The 24,288-nt window shown below is 54.8% G+C and carries 23 protein-coding genes; 8 read left to right on the plus strand and 15 right to left on the minus strand.

The genetic code is table 11. From position 1 onward, the window contains the following. Position 1 precedes the first annotated feature (1 nt). The 8 genes from rffA to trxA form a co-directional block, all read right to left on the minus strand. Positions 2 to 1,132, minus strand: a complete 1,131-nt coding sequence (gene rffA, locus DD606_RS06095; RefSeq protein WP_129258360.1) for a dTDP-4-amino-4,6-dideoxygalactose transaminase — start codon at positions 1,130 to 1,132, stop codon at positions 2 to 4. Positions 1,133 to 1,136: 4 nt separating this feature from the next. Then, entirely contained in the window at positions 1,137 to 1,814 is a 678-nt protein-coding gene (gene rffC, locus DD606_RS06100; protein ID WP_022650165.1) for a dTDP-4-amino-4,6-dideoxy-D-galactose acyltransferase, read from the minus strand. Further along, entirely contained in the window at positions 1,811 to 3,073 is a 1,263-nt protein-coding gene (gene wecC / locus DD606_RS06105) for a UDP-N-acetyl-D-mannosamine dehydrogenase (RefSeq protein WP_022650164.1), read from the minus strand. The genes rffC and wecC overlap by 4 nt, the downstream gene beginning before the upstream one ends. Next, positions 3,070 to 4,200 carry a non-hydrolyzing UDP-N-acetylglucosamine 2-epimerase gene (gene wecB / locus DD606_RS06110; protein ID WP_006812390.1) on the minus strand — a complete coding sequence of 377 codons (1,131 nt, stop codon included), beginning with the start codon at positions 4,198 to 4,200 and terminating at the stop codon, positions 3,070 to 3,072. Before wecB ends, wecC begins: the two co-directional genes overlap by 4 nt. A gap of 56 nt (positions 4,201 to 4,256) precedes the next feature. After that, positions 4,257 to 5,303 carry an ECA polysaccharide chain length modulation protein gene (wzzE, locus tag DD606_RS06115; RefSeq protein ID WP_017383601.1) on the minus strand — a complete coding sequence of 349 codons (1,047 nt, stop codon included), beginning with the start codon at positions 5,301 to 5,303 and terminating at the stop codon, positions 4,257 to 4,259. Positions 5,304 to 5,316: 13 nt separating this feature from the next. Then, positions 5,317 to 6,420 carry a UDP-N-acetylglucosamine--undecaprenyl-phosphate N-acetylglucosaminephosphotransferase gene (gene wecA / locus DD606_RS06120; protein WP_001050933.1) on the minus strand — a complete coding sequence of 368 codons (1,104 nt, stop codon included), beginning with the start codon at positions 6,418 to 6,420 and terminating at the stop codon, positions 5,317 to 5,319. 242 nt (positions 6,421 to 6,662) lie between these two features. After that, positions 6,663 to 7,922 (minus strand): transcription termination factor Rho, encoded by a 1,260-nt coding sequence (gene rho, locus DD606_RS06125; RefSeq protein WP_001054528.1) that lies wholly within the window; start codon positions 7,920 to 7,922, stop codon positions 6,663 to 6,665. Positions 7,923 to 8,263: 341 nt separating this feature from the next. Beyond that, the gene (trxA, locus tag DD606_RS06130) at positions 8,264 to 8,593 is read right to left on the minus strand and encodes a thioredoxin TrxA (protein WP_006812392.1); all 330 of its coding nucleotides are present in this window, start codon (positions 8,591 to 8,593) and stop codon (positions 8,264 to 8,266) included. Positions 8,594 to 8,737: 144 nt separating this feature from the next. Here trxA and rhlB point away from each other — a divergent pair, with 144 nt between their 5' ends. Further along, positions 8,738 to 10,006 carry an ATP-dependent RNA helicase RhlB gene (gene rhlB / locus DD606_RS06135; RefSeq protein WP_045894620.1) on the plus strand — a complete coding sequence of 423 codons (1,269 nt, stop codon included), beginning with the start codon at positions 8,738 to 8,740 and terminating at the stop codon, positions 10,004 to 10,006. Between the two features lie 6 nt (positions 10,007 to 10,012). Next, on the plus strand, positions 10,013 to 11,497 hold the full coding sequence (gene gppA, locus DD606_RS06140) for a guanosine-5'-triphosphate,3'-diphosphate diphosphatase (protein ID WP_032661064.1): 1,485 nt from the start codon (positions 10,013 to 10,015) through the stop codon (positions 11,495 to 11,497). Positions 11,498 to 11,547: 50 nt separating this feature from the next. Here the strand turns inward: gppA and rep are convergent, their stop codons facing one another. Continuing rightward, the gene (gene rep, locus DD606_RS06145; RefSeq protein ID WP_003860830.1) at positions 11,548 to 13,572 is read right to left on the minus strand and encodes a DNA helicase Rep; all 2,025 of its coding nucleotides are present in this window, start codon (positions 13,570 to 13,572) and stop codon (positions 11,548 to 11,550) included. 85 nt (positions 13,573 to 13,657) lie between these two features. On the opposite strand from rep, the gene ppiC reads away from it, so the two are divergent. Then, on the plus strand, positions 13,658 to 13,939 hold the full coding sequence (gene ppiC / locus DD606_RS06150; RefSeq protein ID WP_006812396.1) for a peptidylprolyl isomerase PpiC: 282 nt from the start codon (positions 13,658 to 13,660) through the stop codon (positions 13,937 to 13,939). A gap of 54 nt (positions 13,940 to 13,993) precedes the next feature. Here ppiC and cysE read toward each other — a convergent pair whose 3' ends face one another. From cysE to DD606_RS06175, 5 genes are all read right to left on the minus strand, one after another. Continuing rightward, complete coding sequence (gene cysE, locus DD606_RS06155; protein WP_022646641.1) at positions 13,994 to 14,815, minus strand: serine O-acetyltransferase; 822 nt, start codon at positions 14,813 to 14,815, stop codon at positions 13,994 to 13,996. Between the two features lie 75 nt (positions 14,816 to 14,890). Further along, complete coding sequence (gpsA, locus tag DD606_RS06160) at positions 14,891 to 15,910, minus strand: NAD(P)H-dependent glycerol-3-phosphate dehydrogenase (protein ID WP_006812398.1); 1,020 nt, start codon at positions 15,908 to 15,910, stop codon at positions 14,891 to 14,893. Beyond that, a complete protein-coding gene (gene secB, locus DD606_RS06165) occupies positions 15,910 to 16,377 on the minus strand; it encodes a protein-export chaperone SecB (protein WP_003860835.1) in 468 nt (155 codons plus the stop codon). The genes gpsA and secB overlap by 1 nt, the downstream gene beginning before the upstream one ends. Before the next feature lie 31 nt (positions 16,378 to 16,408). Then, on the minus strand, positions 16,409 to 16,660 hold the full coding sequence (grxC, locus tag DD606_RS06170; RefSeq protein WP_003860837.1) for a glutaredoxin 3: 252 nt from the start codon (positions 16,658 to 16,660) through the stop codon (positions 16,409 to 16,411). A gap of 11 nt (positions 16,661 to 16,671) precedes the next feature. Next, positions 16,672 to 17,103, minus strand: a complete 432-nt coding sequence (locus DD606_RS06175) for a rhodanese-like domain-containing protein (RefSeq protein ID WP_003860840.1) — start codon at positions 17,101 to 17,103, stop codon at positions 16,672 to 16,674. Positions 17,104 to 17,351: 248 nt separating this feature from the next. Here DD606_RS06175 and gpmM point away from each other — a divergent pair, with 248 nt between their 5' ends. The 3 genes from gpmM to DD606_RS06190 are packed head-to-tail and all read left to right on the plus strand — an operon-like array spanning position 17,352 to position 21,125. Then, positions 17,352 to 18,896, plus strand: a complete 1,545-nt coding sequence (gene gpmM, locus DD606_RS06180; protein WP_022650159.1) for a 2,3-bisphosphoglycerate-independent phosphoglycerate mutase — start codon at positions 17,352 to 17,354, stop codon at positions 18,894 to 18,896. A gap of 33 nt (positions 18,897 to 18,929) precedes the next feature. Then, on the plus strand, positions 18,930 to 20,189 hold the full coding sequence (gene envC / locus DD606_RS06185) for a murein hydrolase activator EnvC (RefSeq protein ID WP_232933837.1): 1,260 nt from the start codon (positions 18,930 to 18,932) through the stop codon (positions 20,187 to 20,189). A gap of 3 nt (positions 20,190 to 20,192) precedes the next feature. Beyond that, a complete protein-coding gene (locus DD606_RS06190; RefSeq protein WP_032634365.1) occupies positions 20,193 to 21,125 on the plus strand; it encodes a divergent polysaccharide deacetylase family protein in 933 nt (310 codons plus the stop codon). 11 nt (positions 21,126 to 21,136) lie between these two features. Here DD606_RS06190 and DD606_RS06195 read toward each other — a convergent pair whose 3' ends face one another. Continuing rightward, on the minus strand, positions 21,137 to 21,937 hold the full coding sequence (locus DD606_RS06195; protein ID WP_023323978.1) for a glycosyltransferase family 2 protein: 801 nt from the start codon (positions 21,935 to 21,937) through the stop codon (positions 21,137 to 21,139). Positions 21,938 to 22,142: 205 nt separating this feature from the next. Between DD606_RS06195 and DD606_RS06200 the strand changes: the two genes are divergently transcribed. Together DD606_RS06200 and DD606_RS06205 are read left to right on the plus strand one after the other, a co-directional pair. Next, positions 22,143 to 23,348 (plus strand): glycosyltransferase, encoded by a 1,206-nt coding sequence (locus DD606_RS06200; RefSeq protein WP_023315174.1) that lies wholly within the window; start codon positions 22,143 to 22,145, stop codon positions 23,346 to 23,348. 15 nt (positions 23,349 to 23,363) lie between these two features. After that, positions 23,364 to 24,278 (plus strand): hypothetical protein, encoded by a 915-nt coding sequence (locus tag DD606_RS06205; RefSeq protein ID WP_032608204.1) that lies wholly within the window; start codon positions 23,364 to 23,366, stop codon positions 24,276 to 24,278. The last annotated feature ends 10 nt before the right edge of the window (positions 24,279 to 24,288 follow it).

The following is a 24,288-nucleotide window of genomic DNA, read 5'->3' on the forward strand; positions in this document are numbered from 1 at the left end:
ATCAGGCGAAATAACTCAGAAGCGAATTGATCACCGTACGCTGGTTCACCGGCGCGAGGTTGTAGAACAGGGGGAGGCGGAGCAGACGTTCGCTCTCTTTGGTGGTGTAGCGGTCTTCACCGGCAAACATCCCGAAGGCTTCGCCAGCCGGGCTGGAGTGCAGCGGAATATAGTGGAATACCGCCATAATTTCCGCCTCTTTCAGCCAGGTAATCAGCTTGCTGCGATCGTCGTTATCGCGCAGCTTGATGTAGAACATGTGAGCGTTGTGGATACAGTCTGCCGGAATAGTCGGCAGTTCAATACGTCCGGCTTTTGCCAGCGGCTCCAGCGCGTCGTAGTAGGTTTGCCACAGGGAGAGGCGTTGCAGATTGATTCGCTCTGCCGCTTCCAGCTGCGCCCAGAGATACGCGGCCTGCAAATCCGCCATCAGGTAGCTTGAGCCGATATCGCGCCAGGTGTACTTATCCACCTGACCGCGGAAGAACTGGCTGCGGTTGGTCCCTTTTTCACGGATCACTTCCGCACGCTCCACCAGGGCACGATCGTTAATCAGCGTCGCGCCGCCTTCGCCGCCTGCGGTGTAGTTTTTGGTTTCGTGGAAGCTAAAGCAGCCGATATGACCGATGGTGCCCAGCGCGCGCCCTTTGTAGGTGGACATCACGCCCTGCGCGGCGTCTTCCACCACAAACAGGTTGTGCTTTTTGGCGATGGCCATGATGGTGTCCATCTCACAGGCCACGCCCGCGTAATGCACCGGCACAATCGCCCGCGTTTTGTCAGTGATCGCCGCTTCAATCAGCGTTTCGTCGATGTTCATGGTATCCGGACGGATATCCACAAACACGATTTTCGCCCCGCGCAGGACAAACGCGTTCGCCGTGGAGACGAAGGTGTAGCTCGGCATGATCACTTCATCGCCAGGCTGGATATCCAGCAGCAGCGCCGCCATCTCGAGCGATGCGGTACAGGACGGCGTCAGCAGCACCTTGGCACTGTGAAAACGTTGCTCCATCCACTGCTGGCAGCGGCGGGTAAAACCGCCGTCGCCACAGAGCTTGCCGCTGCCCATAGCCGACTGCATGTAATCAAGTTCAGTGCCCACAACGGGAGGCGCGTTAAATGGAATCATCTTGTCACCTGTATAACCAGTAGGCGGTGGCGTCGATGCTGGCACCACTCGCAATATAACGTTTAAGCGCAGCGGTGTTGCCCATCTGGGTTGCGACCCGCAGCGTCGATACCTGTTGTTGCTCCGCCCAGTGCAGCGCCGCCTGCATGAGTTTCTCGCCCATGCCGCGCCCGGCTAACAATCCGATGCGCGCCTCGTGCTCGGTGAGCCTGCGAAGCGAAACAAAACCCTGAATCTGTCCCCCGTCAGTACGGAACACCAGACAGACGTGGTCAAACGTGCCTTTGACCGCATTCTCTATCCACTGAGCATAAAAGCGACCGCTGTCATCGGGCGCATACCAGGGCGCCCGGAAACGGCTCTGAGCGAAGGCCAGCGCCGCCATCTTGCGCAGCGTGGGGATATCCTGCTCCGTTGCAATTTCCGCGCCCGGTGAGGCGTAGCGAGCCACGGTAACAGAGAGATCAACCTCGCCCTCGACCAGCCGGAATCCGTGCTGCTGGAGGGCGTCCAGCAGATCGGCGCGGTCCGCCGGGATCTTAGCCTGTACGCGCTGCCAGGCGCTGAAGTCTGCATCCTGCAACGCAGGGGCATTGTCGCGCAGACGCACTATCGCTGAGGGACGCGCAAAAAATGCGCTTTCCCACTCAAGAGACTCCAGCACGCCGTTGAGGATACTCAACGCCACACGCCTTTGGTATCAACAACATACTGCTGACGTACGGCATCACCGGAAACCGCTTTAAACGCATTGTGATCCACCAGCAGCACCAGCACATCCGCCGTCGCCAGCGCGTCATCCAGGGCGGTAAGGGTGCAGTGACCGGCAAGTTTTGCCGGCAACGCATGAATATTCGGCTCAACCACCAGCGTTTCACCGCTGTGCCAGGCAGCGATCATTTCGGCAATTTCCATCGCCGGGCTTTCGCGCAGATCGTCAATATTCGGTTTGAATGCCAGACCAAAGCAGGCAATTTTCAGCTCACTGGCGCGTTTGCCGCTGTCGGCCAGGCAATCCGCGACCGTGGCTTTGACCTGGTTGATAACCCAGTGCGGTTTATGGTCGTTTACTTCGCGCGCGGTGCGAATCAGGCGTGCCTGTTCCGGATTTTGCGCCACGATAAACCACGGATCGACCGCGATGCAGTGCCCACCCACGCCCGGCCCCGGCTGAAGGATGTTCACGCGGGGGTGACGGTTGGCAAGGCGAATAAGTTCCCAGACGTTAATCCCCTGATCGGCGCAAATCAACGACAGTTCATTCGCAAACGCGATGTTAACGTCGCGGAAACTGTTTTCGGTCAGTTTGCACATTTCGGCGGTGCGGGAGTTGGTCACCACACATTCGCCTTCAAGGAAAATTTTATACAGCTCGCTGGCGCGCGCGGAGCAGACTGGCGTCATGCCGCCAATCACGCGGTCATTTTTAATCAGTTCCACCATCACCTGGCCTGGCAGTACGCGCTCAGGGCAGTAGGCGATATTGATATCGGCCTGGTCGCCCACCTGCTGGGGGAAGCTAAGATCGGGACGCGCCTCGGCCAGCCACTGTGCCATCTGCTCGGTTGCCCCAACAGGTGAAGTGGACTCAAGGATAACCAGCGCCCCTTTCTTCAGCACAGGCGCAATGGATTTTGCCGCCGCCTCGACGTAAACCATGTCAGGCTCATGATCGCCTTTAAAGGGCGTTGGAACCGCAATCAGGTACGCATCGGCTTCTACCGGCGTGGTGCTGGCGCGCAGGAAGCCACCGTCCACCGCCTTTTTCACCACGCGATCGAGATCGGGCTCCACGATATGAATTTCGCCACGGTTGATGGTTTCCACCGCGTGCGCGTTGATATCTACGCCAACGACCTGCTTTTGACGAGAGGCAAAGGCCGCCGCAGTAGGCAGCCCGATATAGCCAAGACCAACAACAGAGATGGTAGTAAAACTCATAGCGTTACCCGATTGTGTTTAAGTGCGTGCAAAATACGACCACAAGCCTGCCCGTCACCGTACGGATTGTGGGCCCGGCTCATCGCCTGATACTCTTCATCGTCATGCAGTAAGCGCGTGACCTCTTCGACAATACGACGCGGATCCGTTCCCACCAGACGCACGGTACCGGCAGTAACCGCTTCCGGGCGTTCGGTGGTTTCACGCATCACCAGTACCGGCTTACCGAGGGAGGGCGCCTCTTCCTGAATGCCGCCAGAATCGGTTAGGATCAGCCAGGCGTGGTTCATCAGCCAGACAAATGGCAGATAGTCCTGCGGCTCGATCAGGAGCACGTTTTCCACGTGACCCAGGATACGGTTGACCGGTTCGCTGACGTTCGGGTTGAGGTGCACCGGATAGACAATCTGCACATCCTCGTTCTGCGCAGCGATTTCAGCCAGCGCGTGGCAGATTTGCTCAAAGCCACGACCAAAGCTTTCGCGGCGGTGGCCCGTCACCAGAATCGTTTTCTTGCCGTTGTTCAGGAACGGATAGCGCGCAGCAAGTTCTGCCTGAAGCTCGCTGTTAGCCAGCACGCGGTCACGCACCCAAATCAGCGCATCAATGACCGTATTGCCGGTGACGAAGATCTTGCTGTCGCTGATATTTTCGCGCAGCAGGTTTTGGCGTGAGTTCTCGGTTGGCGCAAAATGGTACATCGCCAGGTGACCGGTGAGCGTACGGTTGGCCTCTTCCGGCCACGGGGAATAGAGATTGCCGGTACGCAGACCCGCTTCAATATGACCAACGGGGATACGCTGATAGAACGCGGCCAGGCTGGTTGCCACGGTAGTAGTGGTGTCGCCGTGCACCAGCACTACATCCGGCTTGAACGACTCCAGAATAGGCTTTAATTCTTGCAGAATACGGCAGGTTATTTCCGTCAGTCCCTGTCCCGGTTTCATTATATTGAGATCGTAATCCGGGACGATAGAAAAGAGGGTTAAGACCTGATCGAGCATCTCACGGTGCTGGGCAGTCACGCACACTTTCGCTTCAATATCAGGATCTCTGGCCAGCGCATGAACCAGAGGCGCCATCTTGATGGCCTCCGGCCTGGTGCCAAATACGGTTAGTACTTTCACATCGATTCTCTTCGATTAGACGATGAAGGTCACAGCCTTCATCGTAGACGGCGTTCTTAGTTTGTGCGGCGACGCAATAACGCTACGCCAGCGCCAGTCAGTGCGCCCACAATCCCCCACATGATCATCAGGAATGCGCGACGCGGACTATCGCGTTTTACAGGCTCTTCAGGCGTTCTTAAATAACGATAGGTCTGAAAACGCGGGTCCAGCGTTGGACCGACGTTGAGCGTATTGAGCATGGCGCGGTTTTGGTCGTAATCAAGGTCAAAGTCAGGGCCAACGGCCTGGATATTTTCCAGACGTGCCTGAAGCATTGGGCGACCAAGAAGGAACATTTCTGAATCCGGGAGTTCGTCCGCCGGAACATCCGTTTCGCTACGGGAAATATTGTGCTGTTCCGCAATCTTCAGCGCCTGCTCAAGATTATGCACGCGACGGGCGAAGATGGCCTTAGCGACCTCTTCCTGGCGTTTGACCTGCGCTTTCATCTGGATAGTGCGCGCAGCCCAGGCGCCTTTCAGCTCGTCATTCAAATGACTGGCCGCGCGCTGGCTGGCAAAAGCAACGTACTGACGCAACAGGTTATTGGCGTCCGGCGCCGTTTCCGCAATCAGCTTCACGCTGTCGCTAACGTTACGAAGCACATCGCCAGGCATAAACTGAATGTTATTAATCAGATCATCCAGCAGCGCGGCATCCGCTTTGCTGTTACCGACCATGCGCTGCTTGTAGTAGTCCGTCTGGGACCAGAAATCGCGACGTGTATCCCACGACGCCAGCTGCATCACAAACTCTTTGTAGGATTCATCCATCACCGAGGCCTGATCCGGGGTCGCCAGATTGGCCTTGATATCAAGATTACGCAGGAATTGCTGCTGGGAGTAGTAGCCTCCAAGCATATTCACCGTTGGTCGGTCTGTGATCGCCGTGGCGCTCCACTCTTGTTTTGCAAAGAAGGTGTAAGCAAGCGCTAACAGCGCGAACCCCAGGGCAATCCCTACAATCCACAGTTTGCCCTGCCATAACACGCGAAACAAACCACGAATATCCAGCTCGTTCTCAGTGCCCACTGATTTCGCTCCCGCCAACGGTTGAGTCATCATAGTCCCGGTTTTACTTAGTTAATGTTGTGTTTTTGCCACTGTTCCGACGCATCCTGCGTTTTAAACGTTTAATAAAACGCGCGACTTTCCATGCACGCTTGATGCAGTAACCGTACATGAAAAATGCTAGCAAGAATAATACCAACATTACCCATTCAGGAATGAAATGTGCGTATTCCGCGGCAACGCCAATCGCAGCCAGAATAGCAGCCGCAAGCGTAATCAACACAAATGCCTGACGAGACGTGAAGCCGGCGCGCATAATCAGGTGGTGAATATGCTGCCGATCGGGAGAAAACGGGCTCATCCCTTTACGCAGACGGCGGTACATAATAGCGACCATGTCCATCAGCGGGATGGCGATAATCCAGAGAGCCGTTACCGGGCTGATAGGGTGCGTTTTACCCTGCGTGGTTTCCAGCAGGACCCAGATAACCGTAAAGCCAATCAGGGTACTGCCCGCATCGCCCATAAAGACTTTATAGCGACGCCCTAACACACCCAGGTTCAGGCAGATGTATGGCAGGATGGCGGCAATCATAGCAAAGCACCACATTGACAGGCTGTACTGGCCGTCAAACCATAAGATGATGCCGATCGCGCCAAACGAAACAGAGGACAGCCCACCAAGCAGACCGTCGATACCGTCAACCATGTTAAAGGCGTTGATAGCCGCCCACACGGCAAACAGCGTCAGGAAGAAGCCGAATGGCCCAAGCACCAGCTCCCAGGGACCAAACACGTAGCCCAGGCTTCTGAGATAGAGGCCGCCTACCACCATCATAATGATGCCAATGGCCGCCTGTACCGTCGCGCGGAACTTCACGCTGATATCAAAACGATCATCAAGGGCGCCGACCAGTACCAGCACACCGGCACATGCCAGATAGAGTGCGGCATGGGGGATATAATAATCCGCGATCCCGAATGTGAAACAGATGCCTGCGTATACCGAAATGCCGCCCACCAGCGGAATAAGCCCCTGATGACGTTTACGGAAGTTCGGTTTGTCCACTAACCCAATTCTTTTTGCTACCTTGCGCGCAATGAACAAAAAACAGGTTGTGAATAAAAAAATACTGATCAGCTCAGTTACTGCAGTGAGTAGATTCACAATGGATTGCTCTCAACAAATGTTAGTCCCGGAAGTATAACCATGAAGCCTCTGCCTCAGAAGGATTAAAGATGGCTTCTCACAACTCCCTTTGTATGTTTTTCAATCAATTATTTCTTTGACTGTGCAAACATTCTTATTGTCGCACCGACAGGTCAAAATTGGGAGTGTGTGGTAATAGCGTATAGTCCATAAATAAAAAACGCCACGTAAAAACGTGGCGTTTACTGGGATTATTTGCGTTACGAGCGTTTCATCATGTCGAAGAAATCGTCGTTCGTTTTGGTCATCGCCAGTTTGTTGATGAGGAATTCCATTGCGTCGATTTCGCCCATTGGATGGATGATTTTGCGCAGGATCCACATTTTCTGAAGCTCTTCCTGAGTGGTAAGCAGCTCTTCTTTACGGGTACCGGAACGGTTGTAGTCGATCGCCGGGAAGACGCGTTTTTCTGCGATTTTACGAGAAAGGTGCAGTTCCATGTTGCCTGTACCTTTGAACTCTTCGTAGATAACTTCGTCCATTTTGGAGCCGGTATCGATCAGCGCCGTCGCGATAATGGTCAGGCTACCGCCCTCTTCCACGTTACGCGCCGCACCGAAGAAACGCTTCGGACGATGCAGGGCGTTGGCATCCACACCACCGGTCAGTACTTTACCGGAAGCCGGCACCACGGTGTTGTAGGCACGCGCCAGACGGGTGATGGAGTCGAGCAGGATGATCACATCTTTCTTGTGCTCAACCAGGCGTTTCGCCTTCTCGATAACCATTTCCGCAACCTGAACGTGGCGGGAAGCAGGCTCGTCGAAGGTAGACGCAACCACTTCCCCTTTCACCAGACGCTGCATCTCGGTCACTTCTTCCGGACGTTCGTCAATCAGCAGCACCATCAGCACACAGTCTGGGTGGTTGTAAGCAATGCTCTGCGCGATGTTTTGCAGCAGCATGGTTTTACCGGCTTTTGGCGGCGCTACAATCAGACCACGCTGGCCACGACCAATTGGCGATGCCAGATCCAGCACACGCGCGGTTAAGTCTTCAGTAGACCCGTTACCACGCTCCATGCGCAGGCGAGAGTTCGCGTGCAGCGGCGTTAAGTTCTCGAACAGGATCTTATTGCGGGAGTTTTCCGGTTTGTCGTAGTTAACTTCGTTAACCTTCAACAGCGCAAAGTAGCGTTCACCCTCTTTTGGAGGACGAATCTTACCTGAAATGGTGTCACCAGTGCGGAGGTTGAAACGGCGGATTTGGCTAGGGGATACGTAGATGTCGTCAGGGCCGGCGAGGTAGGAGCTGTCTGCGGAGCGGAGGAAACCAAATCCGTCTTGCAGTATCTCCAGCACACCGTCGCCAAAGATATCTTCGCCACTCTTAGCGTGCTGCTTCAGGATGGCGAAAATGATGTCCTGCTTGCGCATACGAGCCTGGTTTTCCAGTCCCATATTTTCGCCGAGAGTGATCAGCTCAGAAACCGGCGTATTCTTTAATTCGGTAAGATTCATAATGGTGTGGGTTCTTAAACTCGGGGTGATTCTCGAACTTAATGTTGTGAATGGTATGGCAGGGTCATCCATGCCTGTTTAGCGGCCATCACCTCATGTCTGTTCGCTGTCTGGTCACAGGGAAAGAACGCAGAACTGAAACGACAAGACGGATTGAGTGACAAGCCCGGAATCTAGCAACTTCACGCACTGTTTATGTTAACAACGGGAAGTATCGGGTAAAACAAGATTCAAACAACAAGATATGTTTAAAACGTAGTCATAGCTAACTTAGCACGCCTAAAGCCGGGCGTCCAGATCTCGCCGTTAATTAGGCGCTCTGGACGCTCAGCTGAGAAACCTTACGCCAGGTTAGCGTCCAGGAACTCTTTCAGTTGACCTTTGGACAGTGCGCCCACTTTGGTCGCTGCCACGTCACCGTTCTTGAACAGCAGCAGGGTCGGGATGCCACGGATACCGTATTTTGGCGCGGTGCCCGGGTTCTGGTCGATGTTCAGCTTGGCAACGGTCAGTTTGCCCTGATATTCGTCAGCGATTTCATCCAGAATCGGAGCGATCATTTTGCAAGGACCACACCATTCAGCCCAGAAATCAACGAGGATCAGCCCGTCAGCTTTAAGTACGTCCGTGTCAAAACTGTCGTCAGTCAGGTGAATAATTTTATCGCTCATATATAACTCCACAGGAATAAGCCTGGTACGTTGGTTTTGTCTCCACCAACGACGTGTTGATGTCGCATTAACCAACTAAAGGTTGACTTTATTTCACCGGATACGCTTTCGTAAAGCAATAGTAAGCTGATATTCTACCACACTATGAGCAAAACACATTTAACAGAACAGAAGTTTTCCGACTTCGCCCTGCACCCAAAGGTGATCGAAGCCCTTGAAGCTAAAGGGTTTCATAACTGCACGCCCATTCAGGCTCTCGCCCTGCCGCTGACGCTGGCCGGTCGCGATGTTGCAGGGCAGGCGCAAACCGGTACTGGCAAAACGATGGCGTTTTTAACGTCAACGTTTCATTATTTACTTTCTCACCCAGCGATTGCAGACCGCAAAGTTAACCAGCCGCGCGCGCTAATTATGGCCCCGACGCGAGAACTGGCGGTACAGATCCACGCAGACGCTGAGCCCCTGGCGCAAGCCACCGGCCTGAAACTTGGCCTGGCCTACGGCGGCGACGGCTACGATAAACAGCTGAAAGTGCTGGAAAGCGGCGTCGATATCCTGATTGGGACCACCGGCCGTCTTATCGACTACGCCAAACAGAACCATATCAACCTCGGCGCAATCCAGGTCGTGGTGCTGGATGAAGCAGACCGCATGTACGATCTGGGCTTCATTAAAGACATCCGCTGGCTGTTCCGCCGTATGCCTGCGGCAAACCAGCGTCTGAACATGCTGTTCTCCGCAACCCTGTCATACCGCGTACGTGAACTCGCATTCGAGCAGATGAACAACGCGGAATATGTGGAAGTAGAACCGGAGCAGAAAACCGGGCACCGCATTAAAGAAGAGCTTTTTTATCCTTCTAATGAAGAGAAAATGCGCCTGTTGCAAACCCTGATCGAAGAAGAGTGGCCGGATCGCGCGATTATCTTCGCGAACACCAAACACCGCTGTGAAGATATCTGGGGACACCTGGCGGCAGATGGTCACCGTGTGGGTCTGCTGACCGGCGACGTGGCGCAGAAAAAACGCCTGCGCATTCTCGACGAATTTACTCGTGGCGACCTTGATATTCTGGTCGCGACCGACGTGGCGGCCCGTGGCCTGCACATTCCAGCCGTGACGCACGTCTTTAACTATGACCTGCCAGATGACTGTGAAGACTATGTACACCGTATCGGTCGTACTGGTCGTGCAGGCGCAAGCGGTCACTCCATCAGCCTTGCGTGTGAAGAGTATGCGCTGAACCTTCCGGCCATTGAGACCTACATCGGTCACTCTATTCCACAGAGCAAATACAATCCGGAAGCGCTGTTAAGCGAGTTGCCGCCACCTAAGCGCCTTACACGTCCACGCTCCGGCAATGGCCCGCGTCGTTCCGGCGGTGCACCGCGTAATCGTCGTCGTTCAGGTTAAGAAAATATGCTCAGCTCCACCTCGCTTTATGCGGCAATTGATCTCGGTTCGAATAGTTTTCATATGCTGGTTGTGCGCGAGGTGGCGGGAAGCATACAAACGCTGACGCGCATTAAGCGCAAGGTCCGCCTCGCGGCGGGCCTGAGCAGCGATAATCATCTCTCCCCGGAAGCCATGGAACGTGGCTGGCAGTGTCTGCGTCTGTTTGCAGAACGTTTACAGGATATCCCGCTCAGTCAAATTCGCGTTGTTGCCACGGCGACCCTACGTCTTGCGGTTAACGCTGGCGATTTCATTGCCAGAGCACAGGAAATTCTGGGCTGTCCGGTGCAGGTCATCAGCGGTGAAGAAGAAGCGCGTCTGATTTATCAGGGTGTGGCGCATACGACCGGCGGCGACGATCGTCGTCTGGTGGTCGATATCGGTGGCGCCAGTACCGAACTGGTCACGGGCACAGGCGCGCAGGCGACGTCGCTCTTCAGCCTGTCAATGGGCTGTGTGACCTGGCTGGAACGCTACTTTACCGATCGAAACCTTGCCAAAGAGAATTTTGACGAGGCGGAAAACGCGGCGCGTGCGGTCCTGCGCCCGGTCATGGACGAACTGCGCTATCACGGCTGGAAAGTGTGTGTCGGCGCGTCCGGAACCGTGCAGGCGTTGCAGGAAATCATGATGGCACAGGGGATGGACGAGCGGATCACGCTTGCCAAACTCCAGCAGCTTAAACAGCGCGCCATCCAGTGTGGTCGTCTGGAAGAGCTTGAAATAGAAGGGCTGACGCTTGAACGCGCGCTGGTTTTCCCCAGTGGGCTCGCCATACTGATTGCCATTTTCACCGAGCTTAATATCCAGTGTATGACCCTGGCAGGCGGTGCGCTGCGTGAAGGTCTGGTCTACGGAATGCTGCACCAGTCGGTCGATCAGGACATCCGTAGCCGTACGCTGCGTAACGTTCAACGCCGCTTTATTGTGGATACCGACCAGGCGCAGAGAGTGAGTCAACTGGCGTCACAGTTTGCCGATCAGGTGAAAAAAAGCTGGGATATTGAACCGTTAAGCCGCGATCTGTTGCTAAGCGCCTGTGCACTACATGAAATTGGTCTCAGCGTGGAGTACAAGCAGGCACCGCTGCACGCGGCCTGGCTGGTGCGTAATCTCGATTTGCCGGGTTATACGCCCGCCCAGAAGAAGCTGCTGGCCACCCTGCTGCTGAATCAGACTAACGCCGTCGATCTCTCTTCCCTTCACCAGCAGAACGCTGTGCCGCCGCGCGTGGCGGAGCATCTGTGTCGTCTGCTTCGGCTGGCGATCCTGTTTGCCAGTCGGCGTCGAGATGATTTGCTGCCAGCCATTACGCTGGCGGCAGACGAGGAGAAACTGACGCTAACGCTACCGGAAAACTGGCTTGAGGATCATCCGCTTGGGGCGGAACTGATTGAGCAGGAGTACCAGTGGCAGAGCTATGTGCACTGGGCGCTTGATGTGAAGTGACCCTTGAAGCGTGCCGGGTGGCGGCTTCGCCTTACCCGGCCTACAAATAGTTATCCCTTCTCTTTGGCTTTTGCCAGCATCGCGCGAATGTTTGCCACATTTGCCTGCCCTTTATGCATACGCTCTTCAGCGGTAATGACTTTACGCTCCTGCTCCCAGATAAGATCGTCCTGAGGCAACTCCAGCAGAAAACGGCTCGGCTCCGGGCGCACCAGCTCACCATACTGACGGCGCTCTTTGCACAGCGTAAACGTCAACTCTTTCTGCGCACGGGTGATCCCAACGTAGGCCAGACGGCGCTCTTCGTCGACGTTATCTTCATCAATGCTGCTCTGGTGCGGCAATAGGCCCTCTTCCATCCCCACCAGATAGACATAAGGGAACTCCAGCCCTTTCGAGGCATGTAACGTCATCAGCTGAACCTGATCGGCCTCTTCTTCGCTTTCCCCGCGCTCCATCATATCGCGCAGCGTGAAGCGGGTGACCACCTGCGTCAGGGTCATGGGCTCGTCAATCTCAGATCCTTCAAGCATTTCGGTCATCCAGCTGAAGAGCTGGTTAACGTTTTTCATGCGCATCTCTGCCGCTTTCGGGCTGGCGGAGGTTTCATACAACCAAGATTCGTAATCAATGCCGTGGATCAGATCGCGTACTGCCGCCACAGGCTCGCGCTCAGCCAGACGCTGCACCTCACCCAGCCAGTGGGTAAAGCGGGTTAAGGCCTCATAGCCGCGCCCGGTCAGGGTCTGGCTCAGCCCCATATCGAAGCTGGCGGTGAACAGGCTTTTGTTGCGGGTCATCGCCCATTCACCCAGCTTTTGCAGCGTCGCAGAGCCAATCTCGCGCTTCGGCGTATTTACAATGCGCAGGAAAGCGCTGTCGTCATCCGGGTTGGTCAGCACGCGCAGATAGGCCAGCAGATCCTTGATTTCCGGACGCGAAAAGAACGACGTACCGCCGGAGATTTTGTAGGGGATGCGGTTCTGCATCAGCATCTTTTCAAAGACGCGCGACTGGTGGTTACCGCGATAGAGGATCGCGTAATCCTTGTATTCAGTTTTGTTGACGAAGTGATGGGCAATCAGCTCGCCGGTTACGCGCTCCGCTTCGTGCTCTTCGTTATTGGCGCTAAGGACTTTCAGCTCGGTGCCGTAACCCAGTTCGGAGAACAGGCGCTTCTCAAAGACGTGCGGGTTATTGGCAATCAGGATGTTCGCCGCCTTCAGGATACGCCCGGAGGAACGGTAGTTCTGCTCCAGTTTAATCACCTGCAACGCCGGGAAGTCTTTGCTCAGCAGCACCAGGTTCTGCGGACGTGCGCCACGCCAGGAGTAAATCGACTGATCGTCATCGCCTACGACGGTAAAGCGCGCACGCTGCCCTACCAGCAGCTTTACCAGCTCGTACTGGCTGGTGTTGGTATCCTGGTATTCATCCACCAGCAGGTAACGAATTTTGTTCTGCCAGCGCTCGCGCACCTCTTCATTCCGCTGAAGCAGCAGCGTCGGCAGCAGGATCAGATCGTCGAAATCCAGGACGTTACAGGCTTTCATATGCGCGTCGTACAGGCCATAACAGTGGGCAAAGATGCGGTCGCGCTCGCCTTTGGCGCTTGCCGCTGCCTGGGCCGGCGTCATCAGATCGTTTTTCCAGTTCGAGATCGTCGAGATCAGCTGTTGCAACAGCACTTTGTCATCTTCGATCAGCCCTTCCGTTAGCTCTTTAAGCAGCGCCACCTGGTCGGTGTCATCAAAGAGAGAAAAGTTGGACTTCATGCCCAGCGCCGCGTATTCGCGCTTGATAATATCCAGACCCAGCGTGTGGAAGGTGGAGATCATCAGCCCGCGCGCCTCTTTACGGCCCAGCGTCTGGCCGACGCGCTCTTTCATCTCACGCGCCGCTTTGTTGGTAAAGGTGACCGCCGCGATATGGCGCGCCTGGTATCCACAACCCCGAATTAAATGGGCGATTTTGTTGGTGATCACGCGTGTTTTACCGGATCCCGCTCCCGCCAGCACCAGGCAGGGTCCGGTGACGAATTCGACAGCTTGTTGTTGTCCGGGGTTTAAACGCATAAATGATCACTCAATGAAAGTCGGGAGAGGAGGAAAAACGCGTGGTAGTATACCGACCGTAAACTAGTCGACTCAAGGCACGATCATGGCAAAAACAGCAGCAGCACTGCATATCCTTGTTAAAGAAGAGAAACTGGCACAGGATCTGCTCGAACAGATTAAAAACGGCGCCGACTTCGGCAAACTGGCGAAGAAACACTCGATTTGCCCGTCAGGCAAACGCGGTGGTGACTTAGGCGAGTTCCGCCAGGGCCAGATGGTCCCGGCGTTTGATAAAGTGGTTTTCTCCTGCCCGGTGCTGGAGCCAACCGGCCCACTGCATACGCAGTTCGGCTATCACATTATCAAAGTGTTATACCGCAACTAATCAAAAGCCCGGTGCATTGACTCACCGGGCTTTTTTATTTGGCTGTTCCGGCGTTCAGATGCCGTCGCCGTATTCGAAGGTGTGGTGAATACCGTTGAAGTGCTGATCCATATCCATCGACGGCTTATCGCTGTCTGGCTTACCGACGATGCGCGCCGGGACGCCAGCGGCGGTGGTGTGCGGCGGTACAGGCTGGAGCACAACCGACCCCGCGCCAATCTTCGCGCCGCGTCCGACTTCAATATTGCCGAGGATTTTAGCACCCGCGCCAATCATCACCCCTTCACGAATTTTCGGATGGCGATCGCCGCTGGTTTTACCGGTACCGCCCAGCGTAACGGATTGCAGGATCGACACGTCATCTTCGATCACCGCCGTTTCACCGACAACAATGCCGGTGGCGTGGTCGAGCATGATCCCACGGCCAATTTTCGCCGCCGGATGAATATCGACCTGGAAGGTCACGGAAACCTGGTTTTGAAGAAAGATGGCCAGCGCGCGGCGTCCCTCATTCCATAACCAGTGGCCGATGCGGTACGCCTGTAAAGCGTGGAATCCTTTGAGATACAGTAGCGGCGTGGAGTATTTATCCACCGCCGGGTCACGCGTACGCACGGCCTGAATGTCGCAGGCGGCAGAAGCAATCATCTCCGGATCTGCGGCGTAGGCCTCTTCCACCACCTCGCGAATGGCAATAGCAGGCATGATAGGGGAAGCCAGTTTATTGGCAAGCATATAGCTCAGGGCGCTGCCGAGATTTTCGTGCTTAAGTAGCGTCGCGTGATAGAAACTGGCCAGCATGGGCTCACAATCGGCCAAAGCTCGGGCTTCGGCTTTAATATTATTCCAGACGATATCCAGTTCTTCACACGGCATTGCTTGCTCCAGACGATAGTTAATGACCAGCCAGTTCTGCGCTGGCTGGGTCATTCAGGTGACGATACTTCCCGGCTAATTGCTGCTGCGCTCGTCCTTGCGCGCACGACCTAATAAGGTCAATGCTGCCTCGCGCGCATTTTTTCCGCAATACAATACCTGATAAATTTCCTCGGTTATTGGCATTTCGACACCGAAACGGTGCGCCAATTCGCGAACTTCTTTGGTATTGCGATAGCCTTCAACCACCTGACCAATCTTCTCCTGCGCGCTTTTTACATCGCTGCCCTGTCCGAGCATCATGCCAAAGCGGCGGTTACGCGACTGGTTATCGGTGCAGGTCAGCACCAGGTCGCCCAGCCCAGCCATTCCCATAAAAGTGGCCGGATCGGCACCCAGCGCTTCGCCCAGGCGGGACATTTCGGTCAGACCACGGGTGATCAGCGCCGTACGCGCATTCGCGCCGAAACCGATGCCGTCAGACATCCCGGCCCCGATGGCAATGACGTTCTTCACCGCGCCGCCCAGCTGTACGCCGATAAAATCAGGGTTGCTGTACACGCGGAAGCTTTTGCCGCAGTGCAGCAGTTGCTGAAGATCGTCGGAAAATGCCTGGTCGGTGGACGCCAGCGAGATCGCCGTCGGCAAGCCCGCAGCCAGCTCTTTGGCAAAGGTCGGCCCCGAGATCACCGCCAGCGGGATCGCTGTTCCCAGCGCTTCGCGGGCAACGTCCTGCAACAGACGTCCGGTTTCCGCTTCCAGCCCCTTCGTCGCCCACACAATACGCGCATCCGCACGCATCAGCGGCTTAATCTGACGCAGGACTTCGCCAAACACGTGGCTTGGCACCACAATCAGAATATTGCGGCTGGCCGCCAGCGCGGTCGCGAGGTCGCTTTCCAGATAGAGAGAGTCAGGGAACGGAACGTCCGGGAGAAACGCCACGTTGCAGCGGTCGTGTTGCAACGTCGCGATATGTTTTGGATCGTGGCCCCACAGGACCACGTCGTGACCATTTCTTGCCAGCGTGATGGCAAGAGCGGTGCCGTAAGAGCCGGCACCGATCACAGTCATTGACGCATTAACAGTGCTCATCAGGCATCCTGATGTTGTTCGGCACCTTCGCCAGCCTGCTGCTGTAGATAGTTCATGAACAGCGCATCAAAGTTTACTGGCGCGAGGTTCAGTTGCGGGAATGTACCGCGAGAAACCAGGCTGGTGATGCATTCACGCGCATACGGGAACAGGATGTTCGGGCAGTATGCACCCAGGCAATGCGCCATCTGGTTACCTTCGATGCCGCCGATGGAGAAGATACCGCCCTGCTGAACTTCGCACAGGAACGCAGTTTCTTCGCCCAGAGAGGCGGTCACGGTGACACGCAGTACGACTTCATACACATCATCCGCCAGCTGGGTGGATGCGGTATCCAGATCAAGTTTAACCTCTGGCTGCCAGTCTTTCTGGAAAACGTGCGGCGCATTTGGCGCTTCGAAAGAGACATCCTTGGTGTAGATGCGCTGGATCTGGAAAGTCATCTCGGTGTTATTTTGTTCTGACATGGAAAAACCCTTTTTAATTGTCCTAAAGTCTCTAGCTCAGCAGCGGATCGAGTCCACCACGGGCGTCGAGCGCATACAAGTCATCACAGCCGCCAATGTGCTGCGCATCAATAAAAATCTGTGGAACCGTTGTGCGACCACTGCGTTGGATCATCTCTTCGCGTTTAATCGCGTCACCATCGATCGGCAGTTCCTTGAACGTTACGCCTTTGCTGGACAGCAGCGCTTTCGCTCTGTGGCAGAACGGGCACGTTGCTTTGGTGTAGATCTCAATATTGGCCATCACTTAACTCCTTATTTACCGCGCACTAAAGGAAGATTCTCCCCGCTCCAGCCGGAGATGCCTTCTTTCAGCACCGTTACGTTTTCAAAGCCTGCTTTATGCAGTGCGTTGGCAGATTCCTGCGCCTGCATGCCAGTGCCGTCAACAACAATAATCGGCTGGGCTTTATGCTTCTCCAGCTCACCAATGTTGTTCGCTTTAATTTCCGCTGGCAGCAGGTTGATAGCACCTGCAATATGGCCCTTGCGGAAATCGTCGCGCTGACGCAGATCGACAACCACGGCGTCCTCTTTGTTGATCAGACGTGTCGCTTCACCGCGGGTGATCACCTTAATTTTAGACGTCAGTCCCTTAAATGTGGTGAACAGTACAGCGACCAGCAGGCCAATCCACGCGATGCTCAGAACCGGGTGGCGGCTAACGAATTGCATAATTTCTTGCATGGGGGGTAACAACTCCCGACTAAGTGATTAAAAAAACCAGGACAGGAGTATACCTGTGCGCTGTGGCAAATACAGCCAGCGACATAAAGCTAATCTATTTTCTGCGGCATGCCACGTAAAAAAAGCCTCAAAATGGCCTGAGAACAGCCTTGCCCCCGCGCTTTCTTTGATCTTCTGCGGCTATTTTATCGATTCAGCTGTAGTAAAATTACGCAAAATTTTTGTCTCTTGAGCATGAGGTTGTCGCAATGTCGGTTTCTAAAAAACCTATGGTACTGGTGATTCTGGATGGCTATGGCTACCGTGAAGATCAACAGGATAACGCCATTTTCAACGCCAAAACCCCGGTTATGGATGCGCTATGGGCAAAACGTCCCCACACCCTGATTGATGCGTCTGGCCTGGAAGTGGGTCTGCCGGATCGTCAGATGGGCAACTCAGAAGTGGGTCACGTTAACCTGGGTGCGGGCCGTATCGTTTATCAGGACCTGACGCGCCTGGACGTTGAAATCAAAGAACGTACATTCTTTGCCAACCCAACGCTCACCGGAGCGGTTGATAAAGCCGTTGCCGCAGGCAAGGCTGTTCACATTATGGGTCTGCTCTCTGCGGGCGGCGTTCACAGCCACGAAGATCACATCATGGCGATGGTAGAACTGGCCGCTGAGCGCGGTGCGGAAAAAATCTATCTGCACGCCTTCCTGGATGGTCGCGATACGCCACCACGCAGCGCAAAAGGTTCTCTTGAAGCGTTTGAAGACAAATTTGCCGCACTGGGCAAAGGCCGCGTGGCGTCCATCATTGGTCGTTACTATGCCATGGACCGCGACAACCGCTGGGACCGCGTTGAGCAAGCCTATGATCTGCTGACCCTGGCAAAAGGCGAGTTCCAGTTCCCGACCGCCGTTGAAGGCCTGGAAGCGGCTTACGCGCGTGATGAAAACGACGAATTTGTGAAGGCAACCGTGATCCGCGCTGAAGGCCAGGCCGATGCCGCCATGGAAGATGGCGATGCGCTGATCTTCATGAACTTCCGTGCCGATCGCGCGCGCGAAATCACCCGCGCCTTCGTCAACAGCGATTTCGACGGTTTCGCCCGTAAGAAAGTGGCGAAGATTGATTTCATCCAGTTGACCGAATATGCAGCGGATATCAAAGCCCCATGCGCGTATCCACCCGCCTCGCTGGCAAACACCTTCGGCGAGTGGATGGCGAAAAATGACAAAACGCAGCTGCGCATCTCCGAAACTGAGAAGTATGCGCACGTGACATTCTTCTTTAACGGCGGCGTAGAAGAGCCGTTTAAAGGCGAAGACCGCATCCTGATTAACTCACCGAAAGTCGCCACTTACGATCTCCAGCCAGAAATGAGCTCTGCGGAGCTGACCGAAAAACTGGTGGCCGCGATCCAAAGCGGTAAATACGACACCATCATCTGTAACTATCCGAATGGCGATATGGTGGGCCACACCGGCGTGATGGAAGCAGCCGTTAAAGCGGTTGAAGCGCTGGACCACTGCGTTGAGCAGGTTGCGAAAGCGGTTGAATCCGTAGGCGGCCAACTGCTGATTACCGCTGACCACGGTAACGCAGAACAGATGCGTGACCCGGCAACCGGTCAGGCACATACCGCCCATACCAACCTGCCTGTTCCACTGATTTATGTGGGTGATAAATCAGTGAAAGCAGTGGAAGGCGGCAAGCTTTCCGACATCGCGCCAACCATGTTGTCGCTGATGGGTATGGAAATCCCTGAAGAGATGACTGGCAAGCCGCTGTTCATCGTGGAATAATCGCTCCCCATGAGGGGAAAGGCGATTTTTTCAATCACATGGGTCATGAAGCCGCTTCGGTTATCAGTCAGACCTCTGCTTTGCGCCAGCGCACTCAGCGCTGGCGTATTGCTGTGCGCCGCATCCGCCCATGCGGATGACCGCGATCAGCTTAAATCCATTCAGGCCGATATCGCCGCCAAAGAGCGTGCGGTACGCCAGCAGCAACAGCAGCGCGCCACCCTGCTCGCCCAGCTTAAAAAGCAGGAAGAGGCCATTTCCGCCGCCGCGCGTAAGCTGCGTGAAACACAAAACACCCTTGCCCAGCTCAATAAGCAAATCGATGAAATGAACGCGTCGATTGCGAAACTGGAGCGTCAGCGCGATGCCCAGGAGCGGAACCTTGCTGCACAGCTTGATGCTGCTTTCCGTCAGGGTGAACACACAGGCCTTCAGCTGATCCTCAGCGGTGAAGAGAGCCAGCGAGGTCAGCGTTTACAGGCCTATTTCGGCTATCTTAACCAGGCGCGTCAGGAGACCATTGCGCAGCTGAAACAGACGCGCGAAGAAGTCACCACGCAAAAAGCCGAGCTGGAAGAGAAGCAGAGCCAGCAGCAAACGCTGCTCTACGATCAGCAGGCGCAGCAGGAGAAGCTTGAGCAGGCGCGCAATGAGCGTAAGAAGACGCTCGCCGGGCTGGAGTCCTCTATCCAGGCAGGACAAAGCCAGCTGAGCGAAATGCGCGCCAACGAATCCAGACTGCGTAACAGCATTGCCCGGGCAGAAGCCGCGGCCAAAGCGCGCGCCGAAAAAGAAGCGCGCGAAGCGCAGGCGGTGCGTAACAAGCAGCAGGAAGCCTCCCGCAAAGGCACCACCTACAAACCGACTGAAAATGAACGTTCCCTGATGTCCCGTACCGGCGGCCTCGGCTCCCCGCGTGGTCAGGCTTACTGGCCCGTTCGCGGTACGATCCTGCATCGCTATGGCGAACAGTTGCAGGGTGAGCTACGTTGGAAGGGGATCGTTATCGGTGCGTCTGAAGGTAGCGAAGTGAAAGCCATCGCCGATGGCCGCGTGATCCTGGCCGACTGGCTACAGGGTTATGGGCTCGTGGTGGTGGTTGAACACGGTAAAGGCGACATGAGTCTTTACGGCTACAACCAGAGTGCGCTAGTCAGCGTTGGCACTCAGGTGCGCGCGGGTCAACCCATTGCCCTTGTGGGCAGCAGTGGCGGTCAGGGCCGCCCGTCACTCTATTTCGAAATTCGTCGTCAGGGTCAGGCGGTCAATCCACAGCCGTGGTTGGGAAGATAAGTTTTGCTTCAATTTCGTCGAATTGTTTTTTCCGTAGTCAGCGCACTGGCGCTGGCTGCACCGGTTTATGCAGGCAAACTCGCGATTGTGATTGATGACTTCGGTTATCGACCACACTATGAAAATCAGGTGCTGGCGATGCCGTCAGCCATCTCTGTCGCCGTCCTGCCTAATGCGCCTCACGCGCATGAAATGGCGACCAAAGCGCACAATGGCGGCCATCAGGTCCTTATCCATCTGCCGATGGCCCCCCTCAGCAAGCAGCCGCTGGAAAAAGATACCCTGCGCCCGGACATGAGCAGCGACGAGATCGATCGCATCATCCGCGATGCGTACAATAAAGTGCCGTATGCCGTGGGTCTGAATAACCATATGGGCAGCGCGATGACCTCCAGCCTGTACGGTATGCTGAAAGTGATGCAGGCGCTGGAGCGTTACAACCTCTATTTCCTCGACAGCATGACCATCGGCAACAGCCAGGCGATGCGTGCCGCTCAGGGAACGGGCGTGAAAGTCATCAAGCGCAAAGTATTCCTGGATGACTCCCAGAACGAAGCGGATATCCGCGTCCAGTTCAACCGCGCGGTACAGCTGGCGCGCCGTAACGGTTCGGCGATTGCCATTGGGCATCCGCATCCGTCTACCGTTCGCGTTTTGCAGCAAATGTTGCCGGGCTTACCCGCCGATATCACGCTGGTGCGTCCGAGCGATCTGCTCAATGAACCTCAGGTGGATACTTCTCGTCCGGGTAGCGCGCAACCACCCGCAACGCGGCCACGTAATCCATTCCGCGGCGTGAAGAACTGCACGCTGAAACAGCCGCCTGAACCGGTCTATGCAACCCGCTTCTTCACGGTGATTGGCGAAAGCATCAGCAGCAGTACGCTGGTTAAATACGTCCAGCAACAGTGGCAGGGTTGGGGAAAAAAAGCCTGATCGGCTAACGCCTATTCTGCCAGATAAGAGTCCGACTGCTCTTTTGCAACGGACTCTTTCTTTTCCCGATTCTGATACCAGGCCTTGAAATACTTCAAAAAACTGTACGCCGTGGCATAAAACCCTGTCACCACACCCACTTTGCCCTGACGCCAGGCACCACTAAACAGATACCATTTGAAAAATGCGCCGATAGCGCTGATCGCTCCGCGACCAAGAGAGGGACGTATCGTCTGATATTGAACCAGGCGAGTGGTATATCCGTTTAATTTATTGAAAAGTTCATGCAGTGAATAAAATGTATCATGTCTGACATAGCCAGGAATACGTTCAGAATGGAGAAAACCTTCGACCTGATCGTCTACTGGCCGGTTATTAAATCGCGACTGCGTACGGTTAAAAAGACGCACCGGATAATCCGGTGATGAGACGGGATAAATCGTTCGGACATTTTCTCCCAGAACAAACCAGTGACGACATATCCGCCACGCCATATCCGGTTCGGGTTCATCGCCCATTTTTAATTTTAAAATAGCATCAACGGTTTCTTGATCGAGTATTTCGTCGCTGTCCATGCACAGCACCCAGTCGTTGTGTGCATGGGATACGGCATGGTTCATCTGCTCGCCGTGCCAGCTATATTTTTTGAATATGGCCGACAATCCATAACTCTGGCAAATATATATCGTTGCGTCTGTACTTCCGGAATCAACTACAACGAATTCATCCGCTATTTTTAAAAGAGGAGGAATAACATCGTGCAACGTTCTTTCGGAGTTAAACGTTAATAAGCAGACCGTTATTTTAAACATTTTCTCACTCTCTCAATAACAACATAAATACTTTCGCTAATAGTATCTAATTGAGAAGAGGCGATTAAAGTCTTAAATCACACTTTTAAAATAAGCGCGTTTAAAACGTTTTCTTATAAAAAGACAAAGAAATACAAAAAATCTATTTTATTTCAACAAATTCTTTATAATGCGGTCAGATGAAGGGTAGCATACGGATTCAGACATGCCGCAAAAACGTAAAATCCTCCTCCTGGACACGGGCAAAGAATGGGGGGGAGGTACCAACAGTATGCTTGAGCTTCTGAAGCGAATCAACCGCGAAAAATTCGACATTACTTGTTGTTTTTACAGTGATTATAGTCGTGCTGAAGGTGAAACGATAGGCCAGGTGCTCAATAGCATTGGGATACCTCTACTCGTTATCCCTCAACGTAAGCAACCGGCATGGGCAAAACTCCTGAAAGAAGCGGGACGTGGTCTGCTGTTTTTCTCGCGTTCGGCGCGCAAAGCATTTACGCGACATATCGATACCCTGTGGCGCATTCGCCCCAACGTCAGCAAGATCGAGACCATTTTCAGGGAAGGTGGTTTCGATACGCTGTATATGAACAACCAGCCAGGCTCTAACGAAGAAGGGTATCTGGCGGGTGCAAACCTGCATGCGCGGATAATCCAGCACTGCCGGATTGAACCGGTGCTAACCCCGCCGCTGGTGAAGCTGGTGAATACCCATGCCACAAAAATCATCGCCGTCTCGCACGGCGTTGAACGTGTGCTACTTCAGCATGGCGTCCGGCCAGCGCTGTGTACCACGGTCAACAATGCCATCGACATCCACCAGCCTTTGCCCGACCGACGCGCGATGCGCCAGCGCCTGAACATTGATGATGACACGTTTGTGTTCGGCAGCGTTGGCTCGTTAATCCCTCGCAAGGCCAATCATCACACGCTGGAGGCGCTGGCCCAGTTCAACCAGAGGCACCCGCAGGCAAAATGGAAGATGGTGCTGGTCGGTGAAGGGGCTGAGCGCGGCGCGCTGACGGCACAGGCTGACGCGCTGGGGATTGCTGAACACGTGATTTTTACCGGTTTCCAGAACACGCCTTTTGACTACCTTGCTACCTTTGACGCGTTTATTCTGGCCTCGAAGAGCGAAGGTCTGCCGCGCGTCGTGCTGGAGGCAATGCTGCTGAACATCCCAGTGATTGGTTCAAAGGTGACCGGCACGGCAGAATTGATCGACCACGAGTCGACCGGCCTGCTGTTTCCGTGGAGCGACGTGTCGCAACTTGCTCAACATCTGGATAATATCTGGCAGGATCCTGCTCTGCGCGCCCGGCTCGCCGCTGCCGCACACCAGAATGTCTGCAACATGTATGCCATTGAAAGCTATGTTAACGGTGTCGAGGCCGTTCTTGGCGCGCAATAACCAAACGAGAAGAACATGTTTAAATTCCTGAATGCTCGCTACCGCCACATTACCGGGCGTCATAACATTCCCTACGCTTCCCTTCCGGTCACGCGCGATCTCGTTGCGGTTGATTCCATCGTGATCCCTTGTACGGGCGCGGATTTCGTCGAAGAGGCGTTATTATCAGCGACCTTTGCAGAGCGTTACGCCACCGACGTCAGCGAGATTGTTATCGTCAGCGATCAGCCTGAATCCGCTTTCGGCGAGCTGCCGCTAAAAACCCGCGTTGTCACCCTCACGCTTCCAAAACGTGAAGAGGGGTACCGCTATAAGCAGATCTACCTCAGTCGTCTGGTGAAGCTTAATGCTCCGTTGCAGGCGCGCGGTGAAGGGGTGCTGATGATCGACTCCGATCTCAACCTGCTTAAAATGCCAGAGATCAACATGGCGGATATGCACATCTACTCCAGCTTCCGTCAGGGCAAAATGATTGCCAAGCTGGACGGTGCGCCAGCGGAGAAAGTGCCGGCATATTACAAAGAAACGGTGCGCCCGTATCTGGTCGATCACGTTAACGGCGCGTTTCTTGCGGCCACCAAAAAGACCTGGCGCCGTATCTGCCCGCTGTGGCTGACGCTGTTCCAGGATACCTGGGAGCTGATGGACGATACGCAGCCGCCGACCGATCAGCTGCCGCTCGCTGCGCTGCTGGACATGCTGGATGTAAAAACGGTTAACCTGGGCGACTGGATGAACTGGCCGGTCTCCAAGAAGATCGGCGGTCAGGAAGCCGTTGTGCCGAAAGAGGTGATTGGCGCGCACGGTGGTTTCCCGCTTTCCGAGTGGCAGAAGTATCTGGAATCGCCGGATAACAAACTGCTGTTCAAAGGTCAGGACTACACCCGCAAGGTGCGTTACCTGACGGACGAAGAGAAAAAGAATCAGTAAAAAAAGGGGC

This window comes from Enterobacter cloacae complex sp. GF14B (genome assembly GCF_004136805.1).
In the GTDB taxonomy this organism is placed as follows: domain Bacteria; phylum Pseudomonadota; class Gammaproteobacteria; order Enterobacterales; family Enterobacteriaceae; genus Enterobacter; species Enterobacter hormaechei_C.